The organism is Enterococcus alishanensis (assembly GCF_019218635.1).
GTDB classification, from domain to species: domain Bacteria; phylum Bacillota; class Bacilli; order Lactobacillales; family Enterococcaceae; genus Enterococcus_A; species Enterococcus_A alishanensis.
In genome coordinates, this window is sequence record NZ_JAHUZB010000003.1 from 128,748 (window position 1) to 152,780 (window position 24,033).

Annotated in this window: 30 protein-coding genes; 15 read left to right on the forward strand and 15 right to left on the reverse strand. The window is 36.1% G+C overall.

Features of this window, described 5'->3' with window-relative positions; all coding sequences use genetic code 11:
• Positions 1–87: 87 nt before the first annotated feature.
• The 3 genes from KUA55_RS07525 (at position 88) to KUA55_RS07535 (ending at position 1,401) form a co-directional block, all read left to right on the forward strand.
• Positions 88–345, forward strand: a complete 258-nt coding sequence (locus tag KUA55_RS07525) for a hypothetical protein (RefSeq protein ID WP_218325587.1) — start codon at positions 88–90, stop codon at positions 343–345.
• 562 nt (positions 346–907) lie between these two features.
• Positions 908–1,108 (forward strand): cold-shock protein, encoded by a 201-nt coding sequence (locus KUA55_RS07530; RefSeq protein ID WP_218325588.1) that lies wholly within the window; start codon positions 908–910, stop codon positions 1,106–1,108.
• Between the two features lie 59 nt (positions 1,109–1,167).
• A complete protein-coding gene (locus KUA55_RS07535) occupies positions 1,168–1,401 on the forward strand; it encodes a hypothetical protein (protein ID WP_218325589.1) in 234 nt (77 codons plus the stop codon).
• Positions 1,402–1,647: 246 nt separating this feature from the next.
• On the opposite strand, the gene KUA55_RS18305 is transcribed toward KUA55_RS07535, so the two are convergent.
• Positions 1,648–1,818, reverse strand: a complete 171-nt coding sequence (locus KUA55_RS18305) for a hypothetical protein (RefSeq protein ID WP_246601438.1) — start codon at positions 1,816–1,818, stop codon at positions 1,648–1,650.
• A 446-nt stretch (positions 1,819–2,264) separates the two neighbouring features.
• On the opposite strand from KUA55_RS18305, the gene KUA55_RS07545 reads away from it, so the two are divergent.
• Entirely contained in the window at positions 2,265–2,882 is a 618-nt protein-coding gene (locus KUA55_RS07545; RefSeq protein WP_218325590.1) for an NUDIX hydrolase, read from the forward strand.
• Positions 2,883–2,998: 116 nt separating this feature from the next.
• Here KUA55_RS07545 and KUA55_RS07550 read toward each other — a convergent pair whose 3' ends face one another.
• Positions 2,999–3,298: a bacteriocin immunity protein gene (locus tag KUA55_RS07550; protein WP_218325591.1), complete on the reverse strand. Its 300-nt coding sequence runs from the start codon at positions 3,296–3,298 to the stop codon at positions 2,999–3,001.
• Positions 3,299–3,436: 138 nt separating this feature from the next.
• Here KUA55_RS07550 and KUA55_RS07555 point away from each other — a divergent pair, with 138 nt between their 5' ends.
• From KUA55_RS07555 to KUA55_RS07580, 6 genes are all read left to right on the forward strand, one after another.
• Positions 3,437–3,874, forward strand: coding sequence for a hypothetical protein (locus KUA55_RS07555; RefSeq protein WP_218325592.1), 438 nt, complete (start codon positions 3,437–3,439; stop codon positions 3,872–3,874).
• Positions 3,875–4,277: 403 nt separating this feature from the next.
• Positions 4,278–4,868 carry a TetR/AcrR family transcriptional regulator gene (locus KUA55_RS07560; RefSeq protein WP_218325593.1) on the forward strand — a complete coding sequence of 197 codons (591 nt, stop codon included), beginning with the start codon at positions 4,278–4,280 and terminating at the stop codon, positions 4,866–4,868.
• Between the two features lie 12 nt (positions 4,869–4,880).
• Positions 4,881–5,072 carry a cysteine-rich KTR domain-containing protein gene (locus KUA55_RS07565; protein ID WP_218325594.1) on the forward strand — a complete coding sequence of 64 codons (192 nt, stop codon included), beginning with the start codon at positions 4,881–4,883 and terminating at the stop codon, positions 5,070–5,072.
• A gap of 60 nt (positions 5,073–5,132) precedes the next feature.
• Positions 5,133–5,834: an ABC transporter ATP-binding protein gene (locus KUA55_RS07570; protein ID WP_218325595.1), complete on the forward strand. Its 702-nt coding sequence runs from the start codon at positions 5,133–5,135 to the stop codon at positions 5,832–5,834.
• Positions 5,828–8,128, forward strand: a complete 2,301-nt coding sequence (locus tag KUA55_RS07575; RefSeq protein ID WP_218325596.1) for an ABC transporter permease — start codon at positions 5,828–5,830, stop codon at positions 8,126–8,128. The genes KUA55_RS07570 and KUA55_RS07575 overlap by 7 nt, the downstream gene beginning before the upstream one ends.
• A 29-nt stretch (positions 8,129–8,157) precedes the next feature.
• The gene (locus KUA55_RS07580; RefSeq protein ID WP_218325597.1) at positions 8,158–8,760 is read left to right on the forward strand and encodes an efflux RND transporter periplasmic adaptor subunit; all 603 of its coding nucleotides are present in this window, start codon (positions 8,158–8,160) and stop codon (positions 8,758–8,760) included.
• Positions 8,761–8,813: 53 nt separating this feature from the next.
• Here the strand turns inward: KUA55_RS07580 and KUA55_RS07585 are convergent, their stop codons facing one another.
• The 10 genes from KUA55_RS07585 to dapA form a co-directional block, all read right to left on the reverse strand.
• Positions 8,814–9,725 carry a hypothetical protein gene (locus tag KUA55_RS07585; protein WP_218325598.1) on the reverse strand — a complete coding sequence of 304 codons (912 nt, stop codon included), beginning with the start codon at positions 9,723–9,725 and terminating at the stop codon, positions 8,814–8,816.
• Positions 9,726–9,782: 57 nt separating this feature from the next.
• A complete protein-coding gene (locus KUA55_RS07590; RefSeq protein ID WP_218325599.1) occupies positions 9,783–10,277 on the reverse strand; it encodes an AraC family transcriptional regulator in 495 nt (164 codons plus the stop codon).
• Between the two features lie 48 nt (positions 10,278–10,325).
• Positions 10,326–10,700, reverse strand: coding sequence for a helix-turn-helix transcriptional regulator (locus KUA55_RS07595; protein WP_218325600.1), 375 nt, complete (start codon positions 10,698–10,700; stop codon positions 10,326–10,328).
• Positions 10,701–11,075: 375 nt separating this feature from the next.
• A complete protein-coding gene (locus tag KUA55_RS07600) occupies positions 11,076–11,924 on the reverse strand; it encodes an SDR family oxidoreductase (RefSeq protein WP_218325601.1) in 849 nt (282 codons plus the stop codon).
• 154 nt (positions 11,925–12,078) lie between these two features.
• On the reverse strand, positions 12,079–12,999 hold the full coding sequence (locus KUA55_RS07605; RefSeq protein ID WP_343214717.1) for a helix-turn-helix domain-containing protein: 921 nt from the start codon (positions 12,997–12,999) through the stop codon (positions 12,079–12,081).
• Between the two features lie 135 nt (positions 13,000–13,134).
• On the reverse strand, positions 13,135–13,296 hold the full coding sequence (locus KUA55_RS07610; protein WP_218325603.1) for a hypothetical protein: 162 nt from the start codon (positions 13,294–13,296) through the stop codon (positions 13,135–13,137).
• Positions 13,297–13,404: 108 nt separating this feature from the next.
• Positions 13,405–14,007, reverse strand: a complete 603-nt coding sequence (locus KUA55_RS07615) for a hypothetical protein (RefSeq protein ID WP_218325604.1) — start codon at positions 14,005–14,007, stop codon at positions 13,405–13,407.
• A 56-nt stretch (positions 14,008–14,063) separates the two neighbouring features.
• A complete protein-coding gene (gene dapD / locus KUA55_RS07620) occupies positions 14,064–14,771 on the reverse strand; it encodes a 2,3,4,5-tetrahydropyridine-2,6-dicarboxylate N-acetyltransferase (protein ID WP_218325605.1) in 708 nt (235 codons plus the stop codon).
• A gap of 7 nt (positions 14,772–14,778) precedes the next feature.
• Positions 14,779–15,534 (reverse strand): 4-hydroxy-tetrahydrodipicolinate reductase, encoded by a 756-nt coding sequence (dapB, locus tag KUA55_RS07625; RefSeq protein ID WP_218325606.1) that lies wholly within the window; start codon positions 15,532–15,534, stop codon positions 14,779–14,781.
• A gap of 1 nt (position 15,535) precedes the next feature.
• A complete protein-coding gene (dapA, locus tag KUA55_RS07630) occupies positions 15,536–16,426 on the reverse strand; it encodes a 4-hydroxy-tetrahydrodipicolinate synthase (RefSeq protein ID WP_218325607.1) in 891 nt (296 codons plus the stop codon).
• A 392-nt stretch (positions 16,427–16,818) separates the two neighbouring features.
• Here dapA and KUA55_RS07635 point away from each other — a divergent pair, with 392 nt between their 5' ends.
• Both KUA55_RS07635 and KUA55_RS07640 read left to right on the forward strand, forming a co-directional pair.
• Positions 16,819–17,967 carry a M20 metallopeptidase family protein gene (locus KUA55_RS07635; RefSeq protein ID WP_218325608.1) on the forward strand — a complete coding sequence of 383 codons (1,149 nt, stop codon included), beginning with the start codon at positions 16,819–16,821 and terminating at the stop codon, positions 17,965–17,967.
• Between the two features lie 301 nt (positions 17,968–18,268).
• Entirely contained in the window at positions 18,269–19,600 is a 1,332-nt protein-coding gene (locus KUA55_RS07640) for a uracil-xanthine permease family protein (protein ID WP_218325609.1), read from the forward strand.
• Between the two features lie 36 nt (positions 19,601–19,636).
• Here the strand turns inward: KUA55_RS07640 and KUA55_RS07645 are convergent, their stop codons facing one another.
• Both KUA55_RS07645 and KUA55_RS07650 read right to left on the reverse strand, forming a co-directional pair.
• Complete coding sequence (locus KUA55_RS07645) at positions 19,637–19,978, reverse strand: carboxymuconolactone decarboxylase family protein (RefSeq protein ID WP_218325610.1); 342 nt, start codon at positions 19,976–19,978, stop codon at positions 19,637–19,639.
• Between the two features lie 46 nt (positions 19,979–20,024).
• Positions 20,025–20,774, reverse strand: coding sequence for a DeoR/GlpR family DNA-binding transcription regulator (locus KUA55_RS07650; RefSeq protein WP_218325611.1), 750 nt, complete (start codon positions 20,772–20,774; stop codon positions 20,025–20,027).
• A 187-nt stretch (positions 20,775–20,961) separates the two neighbouring features.
• Between KUA55_RS07650 and KUA55_RS07655 the strand changes: the two genes are divergently transcribed.
• Both KUA55_RS07655 and hxlB read left to right on the forward strand, forming a co-directional pair.
• Complete coding sequence (locus KUA55_RS07655; RefSeq protein ID WP_218326147.1) at positions 20,962–21,642, forward strand: ribulose-phosphate 3-epimerase; 681 nt, start codon at positions 20,962–20,964, stop codon at positions 21,640–21,642.
• A 2-nt stretch (positions 21,643–21,644) separates the two neighbouring features.
• Positions 21,645–22,202, forward strand: a complete 558-nt coding sequence (hxlB, locus tag KUA55_RS07660) for a 6-phospho-3-hexuloisomerase (protein ID WP_218325612.1) — start codon at positions 21,645–21,647, stop codon at positions 22,200–22,202.
• Between the two features lie 45 nt (positions 22,203–22,247).
• Here hxlB and KUA55_RS07665 read toward each other — a convergent pair whose 3' ends face one another.
• A complete protein-coding gene (locus KUA55_RS07665) occupies positions 22,248–23,000 on the reverse strand; it encodes a DeoR/GlpR family DNA-binding transcription regulator (protein ID WP_218325613.1) in 753 nt (250 codons plus the stop codon).
• 220 nt (positions 23,001–23,220) lie between these two features.
• Here KUA55_RS07665 and KUA55_RS07670 point away from each other — a divergent pair, with 220 nt between their 5' ends.
• Complete coding sequence (locus KUA55_RS07670; RefSeq protein ID WP_218325614.1) at positions 23,221–24,021, forward strand: sorbitol-6-phosphate dehydrogenase subunit; 801 nt, start codon at positions 23,221–23,223, stop codon at positions 24,019–24,021.
• Positions 24,022–24,033 lie beyond the last annotated feature (12 nt).

The window sequence follows — 24,033 nt, forward strand, 5'->3', positions numbered from 1 at the left end:
TGACTATTATATAAAAATGGTTATGATTGGACGTAAAAAATATTTAGGCGTATCATAAAATTATAAATAAAGAAAGCGGTGTTTATTATGGCAGATTACGAAAAAAAAGAAGAAAATGTGTTGAATAATATTGCTGATACAGTAGTTAGATTAGATGGTGAATTGGATAAACTTAATTCACTTAATGAAGACACTACTAAGAAACATGAATTTAAGAAATGGTATGCAGAAAAAAAAGCAATTCATGAAATTAAACATATTTTACACGAAGTTGGAAAATATGCTAAATATGATGATGATGAAATGAAAAAAATTGATGATTACTTCACTAATTTTGAAGGATAGAATTTCAACACACAAATAAAATCATTCAGTAAGATCAAAAACCGAAAAAGTTTTTGATCTTTTTTGTTTTCGTTTTATATGTTTCTCTTAGATAAATAGCGCAGTTCCATGAAAATGATCAAATATATCTAGATCAGGCTATTAAGAATCAAGGTTTATCGATTGCTTTCAAAGATATTTACACAAGCGATATCGAAGAGATTAAAGCCAAAATTGTTCGATCTTTTGAAAAAGTTTGATGGCAACTGTTTACGACAGTGATTATCGGTTTTTTTTAACGCTATTCACCTCATAAGTGTTTATTCAATATAACGTTTATCAAAAGTCAAGGATATCCTAAAAGATTAATATCATTGGATCAATATTAATATATGATAGGTTCTTTTCATACTTTTCTCACTTTTAACTTGTAAGTGACAGTGACAGCTGTTAAGGTAGGAAAGTAGTAAAGTTTCATTGTGAATGCAGGTCATCATTAAATAATTATTTTAATGCTTCTTTCTTACACTTTAAGATTCTATTGCAAATAAACACTTAGATGTGTAACTGGAGGTAATTATATATGAATAAAGGTACTGTAAAATGGTTTAACGCTGATAAGGGTTTTGGATTTATTACTGGTGAAGATGGCAATGATTTATTCGCTCATTTCTCAGCAATCCAAGATCAAGGCTTTAAAACTTTAGTAGAAGGTCAATCGGTTTCTTTCGACATTGAAGAAGGACAACGTGGACTTCAAGCAACAAATATCATTAAAGACTAATTTTTCGGTGGAGACCCACAGCGGTCTTCTTTTTTTTTAAATGAAGGAGGAAAATAATCATGGCACAAAGTTTTGGTATTTCGACACCCGTTCCCTCTGCTTTAGGGGAAAAATTTTATATTGGTGAAATTGTTTTGAGTGTGGACGGAAATAAATCTGAGAAGGTTGTTATTGAACGTTTATTGACTAATTCAGCGATTGTTATTTTTGATCGCACTGGTGGTAACGACTATGAACAACTAACTAATAAAACAGTCATCAGTTATTCTAAACTTCAAAAAATTGAAGATTAAGCTGAGCTAACCTCACGGATAGTTAAATCGACAGTTATTATGTAGAAATGCTACGGCTTTCTCTATAATAGCTGTCGATTTTTTTGTCTTCTTTATCATAAAGATTATTAATCATTTTTATAAGGACGATAAGTCTGATGTTTGGCTTCAAACTCACTGAGCTTAATTATTTTATCTGTTGAAAATTCGATAATTGAAACCCCTTCAAAAGTATACTCCCTTTCTTCCTTAGCATGAAAAAACCATTCAGCAACGAAAATATCCTGGTGCTACTTCCAAGATCCGATAGATTTTCCATTCCAACACAGTTTGTTTTTTTAACATATCCGCAATCCATCGTTTTATTTCTGATAAGCCCATATAAATCGGACCATAGCATTCTCTGTAGATAATTTCTTCATGGAAATAATCTGTCAACTGCGAAAAATCCTGAGTAATCCAGCAATTAAATAATTTTGGACAGTTTGCTGATGAGTCATTTTAAAAATCTCTTTTCGATAGGACTTAGTTTAAATTTTTACCGTGAATCGAATCTAATATAAATCGGAATTTTTATTAAATATTTCAATTAATTAGGTATAATAAAAATGAGTTTGTAGCTATAAAAATGTGTAAATGATTGGGGTCGAACAAGTAGGAAGGGAAAGAAATTAAAATTGGAGTTAGATTTTTGATAGAGATTAAAAAACCGCATTATTCCTTCTTACAGTGATTAAAAAAGATATTTTTAGTAGCTAATTTACTAGTTACACAACAAGCAGATAGTTTGGAAAAAAATCAGAGAAGTGCTATGAGTTGATGTGGAAGTGGACCTCAGAATTATAGGTGGCGGAATAAAAGAGAAATCAGATAGGATGATAAGAATGACAACTAGATGGTTAGATTGGGCGCAAAAATTACAAGCGATTGCACAGGCAGGACTGACTTACTCGAAAGATAAATATGATATTGAACGGTTTCAAGCAATTCGTGAAATCAGCATCGATATGATGACACAACAAACAGATTTAGAGCAATCAAAAATCAAAAATTTATTTGCTAATGAATCTGGTTATGCTACACCAAAAATTGATATTCGAGCTGTTATCTTTCGTGATAATAAATTATTGATGGTTAAAGAAGAAACCGATGGATCTTGGGCATTACCAGGCGGCTGGGGGGACATTGGTTTGTCACCTAGTGAAGTCGCAGTGAAGGAAGTAAAAGAAGAATCTGGTTACGAAGTCAGAGCGACTAAATTTTTAGCATTGATGGACAAAAATAAACATGCTCACCCTGAATCAGCTTATTATGTCTATAAAGCCTTTATCCAATGTGAAATTATTGGAGGAGAGCCAGTAGCTGGGATGGAAACTTTAGCAGTCGGTTTTTTTGATGAAGCACATTTGCCAACGCTATCGACAGAAAGAAATACTGAAGGACAGATTAAGACTATTTTTGAATACTTAAAAGATGAAAGTAAACCAACTAGTTTTGATTGATACTGACACGTAAAAAAGCAGTCGAAGGACGGCTTTTTCTCTTTTTCTCTTTTTCTCTTCTTCTCTTCTAACGGTTCAAAAAAACTGTTTCTGTAGGTTTTTTCTAGTAGGAAGTCTTAAAACCACAACGGTAACATCATTGCGCTCAAGGCTACTCCTTTATACTTATTAGCATCAGAAGCGATTTGATAATATAAAGTCATTAGCGCTTTAGGACAATCATTTTTATGACCTAGGAAATATTTTGGAATATCGTAAGAAAGTCTAGCAGCAATCAATTTTGAATCACCAGATTTTTCTAGCTCTTTTGCTGAATCAAGTAGCATTTTTTGTATTTCAGGATATTTTTTCATTTCTTCATCACCATAAGCAACACTTAAGTTGTTCATCATCGCAGTAATTTTTTCTTCAGACATACAAATCATCTCCTTGGTATTAGCCTACGCTTGATAAAAATAAATACAATAGAGCTTGACGAATGTGACAAAAGCGTTAGATTTTTTGTTGCAAAAACAGTTGTTGCTATTACAATAAAATTAATAGGAGGGATTGATATGAAAGCATGTCCAGAATGTTATGGCAGTGATAATCGCGCAACACCGATACTAAATAAAAAAGCTTGTTTGAGTGAACATATGCAATACATCTGCGGTACTTGTGGTAGATGTATATGCATAGCTAAAGATTCAAAAAGAAATTTAGCCCGTTGGAATTTTCCCTTTAAATCATTGGAAATTGCAAAGCTCTATCTTAGAGCGGCAGATTTTTCGGAAAAACATAATTGTGGAATTTACGAAATCATTAGCCAAACAGGTAGAAAATCCTATAAAATTTTCCCAACTAAAAGGGATTTTATGAATTACTTAGAAAAAAATAATAAGCAATCATCTTCTATGGCGGCCTTATTTCAAGAAGAGACCTATCTAGTTTTTCCAAATACAGAAGTAAGAAAATTAACTAAAGATGAGATTGTTAAATACTTACAAAGCTAAAAAGGTGCCAAAGAAGCGAAAAATATCCGTTTCTTTAGCACCTTTTTTAATTGGAAAAAATGTAGATAATGTCATAATAGAAATTCATATTTTTTTTTAGCGTCATTTATCTTGAAAAAAGGTTCACCAATATATTATCCAAAATCGCTAGAAGAACTAATTAGAAAGCTGCAAAGATTGATAATCGGTAGAATCGAATAGTTTTTATCGTTCAGATTATGGTAGCATGAATCAGTTTTAAGTTTGGATGTAAGAGATATAAATTTAAACGAATCATTTTCCCTTCACCAATAAACTGGTGAATTTTTTATTTATAAATCTTTACTAATTCCACCAAAATAGTTATAATGACTTTAAATAATAAATTAGTCATTAAAGTCATTATGTTTTAGGGAGGGGAAAAATGCCTAGGAGTTTAACGGAACAAGAAAAAGAGATGCAACGACAATTGTTGTTAAAACATGGAAAAGAATTGAGTTTTCGCTATGGTATTAGTCGTGTGAGTGTCGATGATATTGTCAAAGATGCTGGCGTGGCAAAAGGAAGTTTCTACAATTATTTTTCTTCTAAAGATGATTTTTTGTATCAGTTAATTTTACAAATTCACGAAGAAGGTTTTGCTGAGGTAAATCAATTAATTGAGGTAATCGGGAAATTATCTGCTAGTGAAAAAAGAGCACAAATTAAACGATTTTTCTTAGCTTTGATGAATGATCCAAAACAACGATTTTTGTTGAAGGAACGGCAAGAGGTTGAAAATTTCCTAGCCCGTCATTCTAAGGATAGCTTTGCTGAAATAGAAAAAATGGAAATCGATAATTATCAAAAAATTATTGCCAAGTTAAGTTTAGGAGAAAAGAATCCTTTTATTATCCAAAATTATATTCATATTATTTTTTTCGGGGTAAGTCACAAGGAGCTGTTGTTTGTTGATTATATTGATGCAACGGTAGAAGTCATGTTGGATGGTTTGTTAAATTATTTGGAATTGTAGGAGGGAAAGATGATGCTCGTTAAAGATAATTGGCTGCATTGCCCCATCTGTAAAGCCAAGACGCGAAATAAGATTTATGCCAATACAATCGTTAAAAACTTTCCACTTTTTTGCCCGAGGTGTAAAGGTGAAAGTGTGGTAAATGTAAAAGAATATCAAGTTACCGTAATTAAAGAGCCGGACGCTAAGACGCAGAGCCGATAACAAAAAGGAGAAAATCCTTGAAGTTATTGGCTCTTTTTGTTTGTTGGAAAGGAGAAAAAAATGTCATTTATTCAATTAAAAAATGTCAGTCGGCATTATGATGTTGGGACGCAAGTAGTTAAGGCGGCTGATGAGGTTTCTTTTGAAATTAGTAAAGGAGAATTATGTGTTGTACTGGGGCCAAGTGGTGCTGGTAAAACGACAATCTTAAATTTATTAGGTGGTATGGACACTGTGACCAGCGGAGAAATTTTGGTGGCAGGTCAACGAATTGACCAATTAGATGAATATGAGTTAACTGAGTATCGCAGAGTGGAGGTCGGTTTTGTTTTCCAGTTTTACAATTTAATGCCTAGTTTAACTGCTTTAGAAAATGTAGAGTTGGCTCGTCAAGTCAGCCAGAATGCTTTAGAGCCACGGGAAGTTTTAGCTCGGGTGGGTCTGGAAGATCGGATGGATAATTTTCCAGCTCAGTTGTCAGGAGGGGAGCAACAAAGAGTTTCAATTGCGCGGGCATTATGCAAAAACCCAACGCTGTTGTTGTGTGATGAGCCAACTGGCGCGTTGGATTCTGAAACAGGTGCGCAAGTGCTAAAAACTTTGAAAGATTTAAGTGACAATTTCAATACGACTGTCGCGATTATTACTCATAATGCCCAAGTAGCACCAATTGCTAATCGCGTGATTCGAATGAAAAATGGTCGGATTGATCAAGTAGAAATAAATCCCAATCCTGTATCGGTGGAGGAGATTGCATGGTAAAAAAAATGCTGACAAAAAAACTCTTGCGAGACATGTGGGCAGCAAAATGGCAGTTTTTGTCGATTATTCTTTTGAGTGCGTTAGGTGTAATGGTGTTTGCTGGGCTAGATGCCGGCTGGCGAGATATTGATGTTTCTTTAAACAAGAATTTCCGCGAACAAAAACTACCAGATTTGTGGGTCTCTCTTTCAACTGTCGATCAAGCAACTGTTTCAAGACTAAACCAAATTGATGGCGTTAAAACCACGCAAGTTCGTTCTAGTTATGAAGCGACTGCGCAAGATTTAACTAATGAGCCCACGATTTTGTTAAATGGTTTTGAAGGAGAAATCAATCTTAGTCAACCTACGGTGCTGGCTGGGAAAAGACTAGCAGAAAACGATGTAAGAGCGGGATTGATGGAAAAAAAATTCGCTGAGGCACAAGGATTAACGGTAGGTGATACGGTAAAATGCAGCATTGGAAATATGGAAATTGATTTTTTGATCACCGGATTGATTCAGAGCCCTGAATATATTATGAGTACTAACGACATTGTGCCGAATCCGAAAGTGTTTGGCTATATGTACGTAAATCAGCAGGCTCTCAATTTACCTGCAAATGAAGTATTGGTCATGTTGGAAGATGGTGTAAAAAGTGAAAGCTTAAAACATCAAATTGAAAAAGTTTTTCCTGGGAGTATGGTTCGTGATCGATCTGCACATCGTAGTACCGATACGGTATTGTCAGAAGTTTCTCAATTTCGTTCTTTTTCCTATGTATTTCCGGTTCTCTTTTTTATGGTCGCCGCTTTAGTGGTCTTAACAACTATTTCAAGAATGGTGGACAATCAGCGTTCGCAGATGGGTATATTAAAAGCTTTAGGTTATAGCAAAAAGAAATTGTATTTTCATTATTTAAGTTATGGCTTTTTTCCATCTTTAATCGGTGGTGTTTTAGGTTTATTTATCGGTAAAACATTAGTAGCAAAAATATTGTGGCAAGCAGAAGCAGGCACTTTCACAATGCCGCAACATTATAACGCACCGATTTCCATGCTATCGATATTTGTTTGTTTGCTCTCAATTGGCTTAGCAGTTGGCATTTGTTTTTTCGCTTGTCGTCAACAATTGAAAGAAACTGCTGCTGAGTTACTACGACCAAAACCACCAAAATCTGGAGAACGAATATTGCTGGAACGATTCCGTCATCTTTGGAAGAAAATGTCCTTTAACGGGAAACTAATTAGTCGTAATATGTTTCGGGCGAAAACGCGAAGTTTTATGGCATTGTTTGGGATTTTAAGTTGTACGGCTTTATTGATCAGTGCCTTTGGAATGGAAAATAGTTTTCGTCATTTAGTGGATGTCTATTACGGGGAAACTTATACCTATGATATCAAAGCACAGTTAGAACCAAATCCTGGTTCAATTGAATCTTATCAAAAACGCGTACCGGCAAAAAAAATTGAAGGGATTATGGAGAAACCAGTCAGCTTAGCCGCTGAAGATACTAGTCGTATGGTAAATATGACGGTCGTTGACAATCAACAGAGTTTAATTCATTTCTCTGAAGATAATTCGAATTTACCGAAAGAAGGGCTTGTGATTACTGAAAAGTTAGCCGAAACTATTGGTCTTTCACGAGGAGAAAAAGTAGCACTTACTTTGCCTGGTGATGCAAAGCCGCTAAATACTTTTATTGCAGATTTTGCATCTTTTGGTACTGGACAAGGTATTTTTATTTCTCGAAGTTTATGGGATAAAAGTGGGAAGGGTGATTTCGTTCCTACTTCGTTATTAATCAAAGAACCTAAAAAAGATATTGCAGCATATCTTGAGCGCACAAAAACAATTGCTAGATGGTCAACAGTCGAGACTCAAATAGCTGAAACTTTGACTTTGATGGATAGTATGCGAGGTGTGATATTTTTATTAGGCGTTTTTGCTTTATTGTTGGCTTTTGTCGTGATTTATAACATGGGTATCCTAAATTTCGTAGAGAGAACACGTGAATTTGCGACGTTGAAGGTTTTAGGTTATCACAATCGTGAAATCAGGAGCTTAATCATTCGAGAAAACAGTATTCTCAGTTTAGTTGGTGTATTACTCGGGATACTTCCAGGGATTTTATTGGCTAATTTGGCATTAAAAGTAGCTGAGCCAGATGATTTTGTGATTAGTGTGGCATTTTCACCCTTGAATATATTATGGTCCTGTCTCATCACATTTATATTTTCGTTAGGTATTCAAATGATATTGGCACGTAAAGTCGCATCGATTGATATGGTTTCTGCGCTAAAAAGTATCGAGTAAATTTTTTTTCGAAGAAAGGGAGATAGATAATGAAAAAAATTATCAAATTAATTATACTATTAGGCGTTTTAGGCCTAATAATAACTGGCTGTTCCCAAGATAAATCTGAAAATAAAACAACGGCTTCCGAACCTACAATAAAAACTAGTATGTTTGGTAAAGTAACGGCCGCCAAATCTTATACTTTATTTGCACCAATTAGTGGAACAATTAATGGATTTGATTTAAATAATGGACAAGAAGTTAATTTGAATGACCTACTTTTCCAAATTAATTCTGGAGAAGAAACGGCTCAGATGAATGCTAAAAGTGCCGGTGTGGTAACAAATATTTCAGTTACTGAAGACCAACCAATTCAAGCAGGAGAACCGTTAGCGATATTGATGGATGATTCTCAAAAAGAATTGTTAGTAGAAGCAGATGAGGTAGATTTAGCCCAAATTAGAGTGGGGGATGCAGTTGATATTGAGTTAGATAGTCAACCCGATGAGCAATACGAAGGGAAAATTGAATACATTTCAGCGATTGGTGAGGAACAGCAAAATGCTACTTATTATGAAGTCCAAGTAAGTTTTAACCCTGATAAAGATGTGTTGTTAGGTATGAGTGCCACAGCTTTTATTCGTAAATGATCTATAGAATAGATGGAAAAACCACGACTGATCAGTCGTGGTTTCGTCTTCTACTAATCCATCAGAGCGGCTACTCGATTCGCTAGATTATCAGAAACACCTCTAATATCAGTAACATAGGCTTTATTAATAATTTCGTTTGCCATTTGTTTTCCTTTGACTGGATCATCCCAATCAAGATCTTGAAAGTGAGTGGGCACTGGATAAACCGTTACCGTGCCGTCTCCATTATTGTGATAAACAAAGGTACCACCGGCTAAAGGTGAGGCGGAGACAACAGTCACATTTTGCGGAAGATAGACCCCTGTGTACCAAATTTCAAGAGGAATATTTTGATCAAAGCTAAACTCCCAGACATAGTTGAGGTAACTATTAATGTTGGTATTGTTATCCTCGACCGTTTTAATGACTACTTTTGCTGCTAATTGTTTGCCATCTTTATACTGATAAGAACTGGGCTCAGAGTTATCAACTTTAAGACCATACCAACCAATATTTTCGTTATGCCAACCAGCATTTATTAAATTATTTTGTTCTGCTAAGCTGACTGTATAGTTGTGAGAGCCAGAGATTGCGTTGGGATTGTAGGCGCGATAAACGGCTTCTCCTTGATTTGTATCAGAATACCAGCCGACACCTTCATATTTCCAGCCAGCTTTGACTAAACTATCTCTTTCACTGGCATTTAAAGTATAATGATGATCTGCCGCATTGGCATTATATAAACGATAAACTTCATCACCACTATCAGGTGCGGTCCAACCAATTCCCTCAGTCCACCAGCCAGCACTTATTAGATAATTCCGCTCTTCGATACTTTTGGTGTAAAAATGTTCCCCAGTATTGTGATTGTACAGACGTTGCATCAATTGTCCTTGATTTGCTGCGTGACTGGTGTCTGAGAAACTTAATGCTACCGTCGCAGTCAGTGCCAAACTGCCTACCAACAATAAAATCTTTTTCATGTTTTCCCCTCCCTAATATTTATCTCTATTAAGTGTACCAATTCTCTAAAATATTGCCTAGTTTTTTATAGGGATATAAATATCAGTCAAACTTTTATCTTTATAATTTTTGGCTGGCTCAGTCACGTATAGTTCAAAGGGAACAGCATCACGGATTTGATCTGGATGCTTAAATAACCACTCTTGATACATGTATTGCCAAGCATCACCGTACTCTTTAGCAGATATTTCAAAATGTCCCACCATAAATTTTCCAGAGATATTGGAAATCGTGATCTCACCACTTTCTTCAATTGGTTTATCAGTGGGAATGGTCATAGCAACACTGGTTCTTAAATTTTTATCCTGCGTGATAAAAGGATTGTCATCATAAATAGTTAACACCTTTGTCTTATCAGGAACAATCAAGTCATTTTCAGTAGCAAATGCAAATAATTGATGGAACATTTTGCGGCTTTGTTTTCTAAAGGCGGAGTAACTTCCTCTGAAGCGAATATAAATAATTTTTAAATCTTCTAACCTCTCGACAGTCATACTTTTTGGTGTAATCATACAATGATCCTCCTATATTTTAAGATAACTTAATTATGAAAGAATCAGTCATTGATTTCTTGTCAATTCTTGCTGTTTACGATATTGTGTCGGGCTAAAACCAAATTGTCGTTTAAAAGCTTTACTGAAGGTACTGCTATCATTGTAGCCGTAATTTAAAGCTACTTCTGTAATTGGAATCGTCTGATTGACGGATATAAAAATAGCTGCCCGTTCCAATTTAAAGCGGGTAATAAATTGATTTAAAGATTCTGTTGCGTATTTTTTAAAAATACGGTGAAAATGAAAATTGGAAAAATGCGCATGAATTGCTAAATCTTCTAAGCTAATCGCTTCACTGAGATGTTGTTCAATATAATCTTCTGTCTTATTTATTAAACGTTGGTACACCTGATGTTTAGATTCTGGTTCATTTTCTGGCACCTGACAACCTCCTTAAAAGAGCTAATAATTTATTTTAACATTTTTTTGTTGTTATTTAGAACCTCTGCTTGTAGCGATCTCAAACTATATAAATGAGTTGTTAAATGCCAATTCATAAAACGGAGTAAATAGACTATCTTCAGTCAGATCTGTTGTACAAACTTTAGATTTTTAAATAGATGGGTATTATTGTACTTTATCAAACCACTAATAATTCATTTAATATGTAGTTAACGAAGCATTAATCGATATGCTCCAAAAAAAGCTGCTAGCCAAGAGGGAGAATTTATGTGCTTTTCTTCAAACAGAAAAAAGCCTATCAAGCAGTTTTCAGACTGTTCGATAGGCTTTTTGCCATGATAATTTTTAAATTTATTAGCCTTGCAACAATTCTTTTAATCCATCTACCCGTGAAGCAAGTGGACGACCTAGAGCTTGGGCAAAATCATCCGAAGTGACATCTAACTGGCCATTTTTAATATCATGTTGGAAAGTTAAAAACATTTCTGCCACAGACTGAGGCAATCCATTAGTAACCAGATTTTCGATGAATGCTTGATCACTACCAGCAATGACCTCAATATCTTTGCCGGTTGCTTCTTTCAAATCTTGAGCCAATTCTCCGTAAGATACTGGTGTTCCAGATAATTCTAAAACCTCAGGGAATTCTCTCGTTGCTACAGCTTTCGCGGCAACTTCAGCATATTCACGTTTTAAAGCCCAGCCAGTTTTACCATTTTCTGCTGCATAAACAAATTTTCCACCTGCTAAGGCTGCACCGGCAAGCGGTAACTCATTTTCTAAATACCAATTGTTTCGTAAAAAAGTATGGGGAATACCGGACGCTTTAATCGTTTTTTCGGTGAATAGATGGTCAGCAGCTAAAGCACTAGTTGAATGATCCACATCTGCAAAACTAGTGTAGGCGATAAAAGATATATCGTTAGCTTTAGCAGCATTGACAACATTTTCATGCTCTTCCTGACGATTACCTGGCGCACCAGAAACAAATAAGAGTGCATCGATATCTTTCAAGGCAGCGTTCATTTTTTCAGCAACGCTGTAATCGGCAATCCGCACCTTAAAACCTTCTGTTGTTAATTTTTCTGCTTTTTCTTGGCTGCGGGCCAAAGCAAAAATATTTTCTTGTGGCACTAAATCTTTCAAAAATCCTAAGGCTAATTGTCCAAATCCACCAGTCGCACCTGTTACTAAATAATTCATATCAAATCGCTCCTTTTTCTGTGTTGTATATTTTAAATTTACAAGATTCATCTTAAGCATTATTAATATATAAGTCAAGCAGAAATATTCAATATCCATGATTTTTTTTGAAATAGGCAATAAAAAAACTGTGAAATTCGCTTAACAGCGCCTCTCACAGTTCTTGATTTAAAATTTCCACCCAAATTTCAATTTTTTGAATTTGTTCAGTAGACAACAGATATTTTTCTACCGAAAAAGGCGCGATGTGTATTTTATGGGTAGGTAGCCAGGTCTCTAATAAATATTTTAGTGCCGTATCAATATGTTGCATTGTTGCTGTTTTCAAATCTTCAGCTTCAAAATGGCAGACCACATATTCGCCAGGTTCCATCCGCCATTCTGCTAAATCGGGAACTAAAGTGCCGTCACTTTTTCCTCCTGCGAAATAATTAAAGCTAGCGTCTTTTCCTAAAGTAGTCGGATCGATGCTTTGATCTTTGAGAAATGAGGCACCTAATTCAGGACCATCAGGTAAAATAGCTGGATAATTCTTTTTAACACGATGAAATTTTTTCCATAGTTTTGCTGGACCATCGATGCCTGTTGCGCCCGCGATTGGGATATGACTGGCGATTGATAGGTCGCCTATAAAACCTAGATAAGTTTCAGGCACTGTTAATGTATGGCGCTGGATTTCCAAAACTATCTGGGAAGTAATCAGCGGAACATTTTCATCTACGTCAGTATACATTAGGCGTAATTCTGGTTTGGCGACTTGATTTAGTAAAGGTCTTTCTTGTCTAAATTTTTCAGGAGTCAGGCCGTAAGCTGACTTAAAAGCTTTGGTAAAAACGGCATGACTATGAAATCCTGTTTTTATAGCAATGTCTAAAATCCGATGGTCCGTTTCCAATAAAAGTTGACTAGCTTTTGCCAGTCGTCGCAGTTTTACATATTCTGAAAAAGAGCGACCTACCAATCTTTTAAATAGACGTTGATAATAAAAAGGAGAGAGATGTGCCATTTTTGCTAAATCAATAGCTCTTAGATCTTGTTGTAAATGGTCTTCAATATAATCAATCGTTTGTTGAATTTCCTACCAAGTTTCCATAAATACCCTCCTTTGTTTTAAAAAAATTTGCAACCAAACGTTAGATTTTTCTTTTTACTGCAAGAATGGCTAAGCATTGTTTAATATCAGGTAAGATATCTTCATCTTTGACATTAATCACTTTTGACCCATTCCTTCTTTAGTTGTGTTATTTAAATCTTGTAAATAAGGGGTGAAACTTTCCAATTGTTCGTTCAACTCATTCCAAAGGGGATTTTGTACAAAATTTGTAACTAGATCCATCGTTGGCTTATTTGCACGATCAAATTTATCCCACATTTTTCTTCACTCCTTTTTCTTTTAGCTTATCATAAAGAAATTTGCGAGATTTGTTCTGTGATGCTCTTTTGAGAACAAAAAAACTGCCGCAACGACAGTTTATTGAAACTATTTTTCCATCGACACAAATGGTGGAAAGTGGTCGCCAGATTCTTTGCGAAGTAAGCTAACCGTATCTACATCAAAGCTTTCTCCATCGTAATGATAATGGAGTTTTTCTTGATCTAAATAAAATTTGTGACAAGCTTTAAAGGCGATTGTTTTAAACTTTCCATCGGCAATCGGTTGGTCGCGATACAAAGTCTGGTCCTCCATTAACGATAATACTTGATCTTCTAATTGCACATCATAAATTCCACTGACGATTCCATAGGCAGGCACGTCCTTTCCGGTTGCTGAAATGAAGCGAAAGCTACCGGTAATTTTCCCGCTGCTATGACGTTTTGCTAATTCAAAACGAAAAAGTCCCACACTGCTGAAATCTTTTCTCAATTTATCAGGTTTACCAGCAGTCATTTCCCAAATTTTTTCATTTGATACAATGAACATGTCCCATTGGCAACTTGATTTATTGTATTTTAAATTGGAAAAGGACATTTGATCACTGTAAACACCTTGCAATTCGCCGTTTTCTAATTCATAGATTAGTTCTTCGGTGGCTAAAGTTTTTCCATCGACATGTTCTTCTAAATAATCAATTAAATCTTTCAAAAAATCGCTCCTAAAATAAAAAAATTCCCTACAAAATAAATTGTAGAGAAAAATGACTATTTACGCAAATCGTTTAAGAATTCTGTTTTACCAGCAGTTTTTTCATCTTTCATCTTGATGACTTTAGCTGGAGAGCCGGCAACGACAGCACCAGCAGGTACATCTTCAGTTACGATAGCACCAGCAGCAACAACCGCATCTTTTCCGACGCGAACGCCTTCTAAAACTACGGCATTGGCACCAACTAAAACATTGTCCTCAATGATAACTGGTGTCGCTGAAGGTGGCTCTAAAACGCCAGCTAAGACTGCACCAGCACCGATATGAGCGTGGTTGCCGACAGTTGCTCGCGCGCCTAAAATTGCGCCCATGTCAATCATTGTTTCTTCGCCGATGGAAGCACCAATATTAATTACGGCCCCCATCATAATCACAGCATTGTCACCAATCGCTACTCGATCACGAATAAAGGCACCCGGTTCGATTCGAGCATTGATTCCAGTCATATCTAGCATGGGAATCGCTGAATTACGGCGATCATTTTCCAAATAGCTGTCAGTGATTTTTTCTGCATGGTCGGCTAATACTTTTTTTACAGCAGCCGCATCACCAATTAAAGTCCAACTATTGTTTTCGCCGAAAAATTGGACTTTGTCAGCTGTTACGTCAGTTAAATTTCCTTGGACATAAGCTTTGACAGGGGTCATTTTTTCAGCATTTTTTATATATTTGGCAATTTCATAAGGGTCAGTAAAATTTGTCATAGTATCCTCATTTCTCATCAATTAATTTTTCCATGTCGTATAGGCCAGCAGTTTTTTTATTTATATATTTGGCTGCTTTTACTGCACCGTTGGCAAATATATTACGGGATAAAGCAAAATGATTCAGCTCAATGATTTCATCAGGACCGGCATAAATTACGGTATGTTCACCGGGAATCGTCCCACCGCGAACAGCATGAATTCCTAGTTCAGATAATGGATTGGTTAAATCATTGCCATGGCGACCATAAATATATTCTTTCTTTTCTTTAACACTGTCATTGACGGCATCCGCTAAAAGTAAGGCAGTGCCGCTAGGGGCGTCTTTTTTCAAATTGTGGTGTTTTTCTACAATTTCGATATTAAATTCGTCTTCTAGTAACGGTGTAATTTCGCGAATGGCTTTCGCTAATAAATTAATGCCTAGAGACATATTAGCTGAGAAGAAGACGGCAGTTTCTTTGCTAGCAGCTAATAATGCTTGTTTTTGTTCTTCTTCCAAACCAGTTGTAGCAATTACCACAGGCATTTTTTTCTCAACTGCAAACCCTAAAACTGCTGGTACATTTGAAAAGTGGGAAAAGTCAATGATCACATCTGCTGAAACATTTACGTCAGAAATTTGTGTAAAAGTAGGAAACTCAGCGGCAAAAGATTCACGATCGACACCAGCTACGACTTGCATTTCAGTTTGTTGAGCAATTATTCCTTGCAAAACTTTACCCATTCTACCATTGGCGCCACTTAATATAACGTCTAGCATGTTAACCCTCCAAACCGTACGCTTGCATTTCTTTTTCTAAACGAGCCACTGTTGCCTCAGATGGTTGGCTTAACGGTAAGCGATAATGAGTTTCGGTTCCTTTAAGTAGTCCAACAGCTTTTTTAACTGGAATAGGATTGACTTCAGAGAAAATTGTATGAATCAAAGGGATTTGTGCCAATTGTAATTGACGTGCCCGTTCATAATCGCCGGCTAATAAACGTTTTGTTAATTCGCTGGTCGCTTTTGGAGCAATGTTGGCGATCGTTGAAATCGTACCAGAACCGCCCAATGCTGTAATGGCTAATACTTGGTCATCATTGCCCGAATAAATCGCGAAGTCTTGATCTTCTGCCATGATTTGAGCGATTGTAGCGATTTGCGAAATATCGCCAGAAGCTTCTTTGATGCCCACGATATTTGGAATTGTGGCTAATCTTTTTACCATATGAGGTGGGATATTAAAGTTTGTCCGTGAAGCAACTGAATATAATAAAATAGGCAGTTTGACACTTTGAGCAATTTTTTCATAATGCATGAACAAACCATCTTCATTGGCTTTGTTGTAATAAGGTGTTACTACTAATAAAGCATCTGCGCCAACTCTTTCCGCGCCAGTTGATAATTCGATCGCATGATTGGTGTCGTTAACACCAGTACCGGCAATCACAGGAATTCGGCCATCTACTTTTTTTACTACTGCTTCGATGACAGCAATATGTTCATCATTGGTTAAGGTCGATGCTTCCCCAGTCGTTCCACAAGCGACAATTGCATCAGTACCTTGAGAAACTTGCCATTCAGTTAATTCTTCTAATTGGTTAAAATCGACAGAGCCATCCGCAAAAAATGGGGTGACTAGCGCAACTGCAGAGCCTTCAAAAATTTTCAATCTATACACTCCTCGAAAAAAATATTCTTATTAAGATGATTGAATTATAACTATTATATGAGAAAGTATCAATGATTTTCTAATGAAAACCCAAGTTATTAACAAAAAAATCAGCCTCCCAAAATGGGGGACTGATAATAAAAAAGGTGCAGCAGGAATATAACGAAAGGATTCGATTAAGAGGTTAGAGAATTAGCGGATAATTCTGCACCTTTAGTGAACTGTAACGTAATACATTAGAAATCTTTGAAAACGATTCCTTATAGCTTTATCCTACAGAATTCAGCTACTGTAGTCAATAAATTTTCATAAAATAATCATTTTTTATGAAAATTAGGCAAAAGTAGCGATCTATATTATAATAAGAAAATAAAAAAATTGGAGTTGATTAAATGCTAGCTTCAGAAATAATTGAATTAGAATCTTTTGTGACACAGACTCGTCGTGATTTGCATCAAATCCCTGAACTGGGTTTAGCTGAAAAAAAAACAGCTGCATATATTCGTCAAAAATTAACCGAATTTGGTATTCAAGAAATTTATGAAGTGATTGAAACTGGAACAATTGCTGTCTTACGAGGAGAAAAAACTGGCAAAACCATTGCTTTTCGTTCAGATATTGATGCGTTACCTGTAGAAGAAGAAACGGGTGTTTCATTTGCCTCAAAAACTAAAGGGAAAATGCATGCTTGCGGACATGATGGACACATGGCGACCTTATTAGCTTTTGCCAAATATTTAACTGCACATCCTGATGAAATCATCGGTACGATCGTTTTAATTTTTCAGCCAGCCGAAGAGGGACCTGGTGGAGCACAGTTAATTTTAGAAACAGGGATTTTACAAAAATTAGGCGTAGAAAAAATTGTCGGTCTCCATGTTTGGCCAGATTTATCTGCTGGGAAAATTGCTTCACGTCCTCATGGCTTAATGGCAAGAAATGCTGAAGTCACTTTGAAAATTAAAGGCCGCTCCAGTCATGGCGCCCAACCGCAATTAGGGGCAGATGCTATTGTGGCTGCTGGTGGAATTATTTCAGGCCTAAATAGCATTTTAGCGAAAAATATCAATCCTTTAGACGCCGTAGTTTTGAATTTTGGAACGATCCACGGTGGTGAGGCCATGAATATTGTCGCTAAAGAAGTTGAAATGAAAGGTACTTTACGGGCATTTGATGATCGGGTATATGATGAAATCGTTCGACGAATTGAACTTTTAGCTGGAGAGATTGCTAAAGGTTACGGTTGTGAAGCAGAAGTCCAATTTAATCACATGTATCGAGTGGTTGATAATGATCCAGAGATGGTCCAAATTTTAGCTGAAACGACAGCAGAATACTATGAAGAAACGCCGCCTTCCTTGACAGCTGAAGATTTTTCTTTGTATCAAACTGAAATACCAGGTTTATTTTTCTTTTTAGGTATTCGTAACGAAGAAAAAGGTTATATTCATCCATTACACAATGGAAAAATGCAATTTGATGAAGCTGCATTGTTGACGGGTGTAGAAACTTACGTGCGCTTGTTAAAAGCTTTTAATTAAATAAGTCCGAGAGAAACAGCTGAAACTGTTTCTCTTTTTTATTGCGGCACATATCGAAAGCGCTTAAATAAATAACGGTTTAAAGACTCAAAAGAGAATCTCATGAAAATATTTTAAAAAAACAAAAAATTATTTGTATCGAAAAAAATATTTTTATATAATAGATTTGTTGAAGGTGACGAGTCATGATCTTTTTTTAAAATGTAAGCCCTTTCTGTTTACCCTTGTGATGCTGTTCACTTTCGAATCCTTAATTGCTCAGTCACTTAAGTCTCAGAAAAATGTTTTGAGGAGGAAAAGAATGAAAGCAGAGATGAAAAGCAATTTATTTCAGTACGATGCAAAAACTAAACTATCAGAAGTAGTTCCTTTAGGTATGCAGCACGTTGTCGCAGCAGCCGTTGGAATCGTTACACCCGGAATCATGATTGCCGGAGCCAGCGGAATGGGTGCGGCAGATCGAACCTTAATTATTCAAACTTGTTTAGTTTTTTCTGGTTTTGCTACCTTGATTCAACTTTTTAAACCTTTTGGAATTGGTTCCCGGCTACCAGTGATGATGGGGACTAGTTTTGCCTATGTGCCAATTTTACTTTCTATCACCAATGGAGAAGCTTCAGGTTTTGGCATGATCATTGGTGCTCAAATGGTGGGTAGTATTGTTTCCGTCTTAGTTGGTCTGGGGATTAATAAGATTCGAATATTATTTCCACCTTTGGTTACTGGAACAGTTATTTTGAGTATTGGATTTTCATTATTCGATGTAGCGGTAGGTTATATGGCGGGAGGAAAAGCTAGTCCTACTTTTGGTTCGCTGCAAAATTGGGGCGTCGGCTTAGCGACGTTTGCGATTGTTTTTTTCTTTACGTATTTTGTTAAAGGCGTGTTTAGTCTAGCATCAATTTTAATTGGTGTAATTGCTGGTTATCTATTATCCATTGCATTGGGAATGGTAGATTTTTCGGCGATTTCAAATGCTGGTTATTTCCAAATGGTTCAGCCATTACATTTTAAACCAGAATTTGAAGTTATCCCCATCGTAACTTTAACTATTATGTTTATTGTAAATGCAGTGCAGGCGATAGGAGATTTGACTGCTTTGACTGTCAGTGGTTTAGATCGTGAACCAACCAATCAAGAATTAGGCGGCGGTATCATCGGAAATAGTATTACAACTTTTGTAGGGGCGTTTTTCGGAGCATTACCTACAGCAACTTTTAGTCAAAATATCGGTTTGGTTTCTGTTACTAAAGTGGTTAATCGTGGCGTTTTCTTGTTTGCATCAGTTGTTTTAATGATTGCTGGATTTGTGCCTAAAATTTCAGCCTTATTGACGACTATTCCACAAGCCGTAATTGGTGGGGCTACTATTGCTGTATTTGCTTCAATCTCCATGACGGGAATGAAAATGATTGCTTCGGCTGGTTTTTCTCGAATTAATACAGGCATCATCGGCTTATCGTTAGCTTTTGGGATTGGAATCCCATTGACAACAGGTTCATTGGCTGGTCCAGGATTTCCTGCTTGGGTCGACCAAATTTTTGGTGGTTCTGAAGTAGTTCTTACTACAATTATCGCGATTATTTTGAATTTATTATTAAATCATACAAAAGTGGGACGTGAAAAAGCCTAAAAATTGCCAGAGCATAAAATTGCTCTGGCTTTTCTCTTATTGATTTTCTAACATTTCTTTTGCATAAGCTAAGGCTTTCCCACTGTAGGCTGCCCCAGGTCCGCCAGACATACCAATTGCAATTTTTGCTACATCAGCTAGCTCTTCAAAAGTTGCGCCAGCTTTAATCGGTAAACCGACATGTGTGATGATGCAACCTTCGCAACGAGCACCAATAGCTACGCCTAAAGTAATTAGTTCTTTCGTTTTGGCATCAACGGCACTTTCTTCGTTAATCGCTTGTGCCATTCCCTTAAATGCTTGACCGGTACTTCCGATGGCTTCCATCAAAATCTTATTTTGTTGCGCCATTTCTTGTTGGGTTTCTGCTAAACTCATAAAATACCGCCTATTATTTGATGGATTTATTATAAAACAAACGTTTTCAATCAATTAATAGAACATCTTTCAAACTATATTCCCGACGAATTTGATTAGGTAATTTTTCCGCGATTAAATAAGTTAAATCATCAATTGGTCCGACAATTGCATGACTGACAGTACTAAACTTATCAGTTGTGGCCATGCCTAAAACTTCAGTAGCACACCTTGTCATTTCTTGTTTAATTTCTGCCTCAGCTATCGTAGGGACACTTGTTCCTGCATCTAAATCAAGATTATATATTCCCATTACATAAAGATCGGCTCGAATTTGTTTGAGACTCTTATAAGTTGTTACCCCAATATTAATCATTGATTGTTTATAAAATTCTCCCCCCAGATTAATTACTTCTAAATTTTTGTGCTGGGACAATGCCATTGCAATCGGTGGACTGTTAGTAATAATCCGTCCTCTAAAATCTAGCGGAATTTCGTTGGCTAAAGCTAGATTAGTCGTACTGCCATCAATGATAATGACACTATCTTCTTTTAGAAACGGTAAGGCTTTTTTGGCTAACGCTGTTTTTTTGTCGTTGTCTAGATTAATCCGAAAGCTAAAATCAGTAACAGGAGGCCCTACCCGTAATGCGCCACTATGAACACGTTTTAAAAGGCCTTTACTATCTAGTTCCTTTAGATCACGGCGAATTGTGTCTTCAGAAACTTCCAAGCGAGCACTTAAATCGCTGGCAATGACTTTTTGTTCGGAATTTAAAATATCGATAATTGTCTGCTGTCTTTCCTCTTTTAACATCTTTTTAGCACCTACTTTAAGTCTTTTTCATATTTTCTCATTTTTGCGGTTTGTCGTCAATTTTTCGATATTTTGCATGCTTAAAAGCATTAACATGCAAAATATATAATTTATTTTGCATGTTTGTATTGATTTATATTTAATGAGCGTTTACAATGAAAGCAATTAAGAGAGGAGATATATGAAAATGACGAAAGATATTGTGCTGTCACCGTCAATTATGTGTGCTGATTTGGTTAATTTAGAGAATGATATTCGTGAACTGGAGAAAAATGGTTTAAATACCTTACATATCGATGTGATTGATGGCGATTTTTCTCCCAGTATGCCTTTAGGTTTAGAGACGATTAAGCGGATGCGGGAAATTACAAAAATGAATTTTGATATTCATATTATGTCCACAAATAACGAATTTTTCATTCAAGAAATGCTGAAAATTGGCGTGGAAAGCATCACTTTTCACCTAGAAACCAGTTTACACGTAGATCGGTACATTCAATTAATTAAAAATACCGGTACCAAAGTAGGTGTAGCTTTAAATCCAGCGACTCCTTTGTCAGATTTAGCTTATGTTTTACCTGATTTAGACTTGGTCTGCTTGATGCTTATTAATCCTGGTTTTGCAGGTAATAAGAATGAAAAGCAAGTTCCTTATGCGCAACAAAAAATTATTGATCTGAAAACATTAATCGAGAAAAATAGTTTAACGACTGCTATTCAAGTGGATGGCCGGGTCTCACTAGCATCTATACCGGATCTAATTAAGGCAGGTGCCAATAATTTAGTGTTAGGAAGCACCAGCTTATTTATTCCTGATAATACTTTAACGGAAAATAAAGCGACTTTGATGAAAGTGATTGGAGGATAAACATGTCATTTAACCAAGTACAAAAAGAAATTTTATCAGAATTAATTTCTACTTTAGAAGCAGTTTCAAATGAACAGGTTGATCAATTGATTGGTGCAATCGAGCAAGCTGATCGTGTATTTTTCGTAGGAGTTGGCCGGGTTTTATTATCATTAGAAGCAGTTGCCAAGCGTCTAGCACATCTAGGTGTAGATACTGTAGTAGTGGGTCAGATTACTGAACCAGCGATTACTGAAAATGATTTATTGATTGTTGGCTCTGGTAGTGGGGAAAGTTTATTTCCATTAGGAATTACCAGAAAAGCCCGATCCTTTAATGCTAAAGTTGCCCATATCGGTGCCAATCCTAAGAGTTCTATGAGCGAGTTGACAGATTATTTTGTGCGAATTCCTGTTCAAACGAAACTAAATTTACCAGGAGAAATCCCTTCAATTCAACCGATGACTAGTTTGTTTGAACAAAGTTTATTGTTGTTAGGAGATACAATCGCATTAATGATAATTCAGAAAAATCAGATTGATCTGCCGAAACTGTGGCAGTATCATGCAAACTTGGAGTAACAAATAAAGAAGCCCATCAATTAAATTTTGACGGGCTTCTTTACCTTAGGCCGGTTTGACATGAATATTTTTTTTACTGAACTCGGCTAAAAGTTTTTGATCTTTGGCATCAGTGACTAAAATGGTTACAACTTCTGGCGTACAGCAAATATAATTACTATATACATTTAGCTTATCAGCCGAAGCCATGGCGATCACTTCATCAGAAACTTGACACATTTTTTGTTTCATTTGAGATTCTTGTTGACTGTGGACCGTCACGCCAATTTCCGGATGAAAATTATAAATACCCATTAGATAAGTATCAATCCGCATTTCATCTAAGACAGTTAAGGCTTCTACACCTAAACTAATGGCTGCTCGTTTCGCGACAATTCCACCCAAAGCAATAGTCTTGATATTTCTTTTTTTGATTGCTTCAATCGTAATAAAAGGTGAATTTGTGACAATTGTAGCTGAAAATTCTTCCGGTAACGCTTTAACCAATTCAAGATTAGTAGTGCCACCATCAATTAAAATGACACTATCCTCAGTTAGCAGTGGTAGCGTTTGGGCAACCAAAGCCTGTTTTTTTTCAACATTTGAAGACAAACGTTGTTCAAATGTTGTGACGGCTGGACCTAAACTGATGGCCCCACTGTAAATTCGTTTTACCAAGCCTAGTTGATCCAACTCCCGCAAATCTCTTCGAATTGTATCTTCAGAAACTTCGAATTTCCGACTCAAATCAATTGCTAAAATCTTTTTTTTCGCATTTAATTCTTCTAAAATTAAATTCTGTCTTTCTCTCTTCAGCATAAAATCCCTTCTTACTTATATTCATTTCCTTAATATTACCATAAAATCGCAATAAAAAATTTTTTTATAAAACGTAATCGTGCAAAAAAAATGAATGATTGTGCAAAAAAATGTTGTAATTTGCACGTTAAGCGTTTACAATGTAAACAAGCAATGAGGAATCACTAAAAACAAGCAAAAAAATAGCTTGTTTTAAAAATTTAAAACGAGGTGCGAAAAAATGATGGAAAAATGGTTGAACTTATCTGGAAAAGTGGCAATTGTAACGGGTGGAAGTATGGGGTTAGGTGAAAAAATGGTCGATGCACTTGCAACAAATGGGGCACAGGTGATCTCAGCAGATATCACTGAGATGGATACTCATGCAGGTAAAGACAATGTGACCTTAATCGTTTGCGATGTTGCCAATAAGGCCTCTGTAGATAGCATGGTGGCTGAGGTTGTTGAAAAATTTGGCAAAATTGATATTTTAGTCAACAATGCTGGCGTAAGTCGTCCACGGATGTTGGTGGATTATTATGGAGAACATCCTGAATACGAATTGACTGAAGATGATTTTGATTTCATGACTAACGTCAATCAAAAAGGTGTTTTCTTATGCTCTCAAGCGGTGGCGAGAGTCATGGTGAAACAAGAATTTGGCGTCATTATCAGCATGTCTTCTGAAGCAGGGATTGAGGGTTCCAAAGGCCAAAGTGTTTACTCAGCGAATAAAGCTGCAGTTCATGCCTTTACCAAAGCTTGGGCAAAAGAATTAGGTCAATTTAATATTCGCGTCGTAGCAGTAGCACCTGGCATTAATGAAAGAACACCAATGAACAACGATGCAAATTTTAAAGCATTAGCTTATACTCGTGGCCTTGATCCAACTGTTGTTCATCAAGACTTTTCATCAATCCCATTAAATCGTCCTGGGAAAATGACGGAAATTGCTGACTTAATTTGTTACTTATCATCTGATCATGCTTCATATATTTCTGGCACGACAATTAATATCACAGGCGCTAAATCTACTCGTTAGGAGGAAAACTGG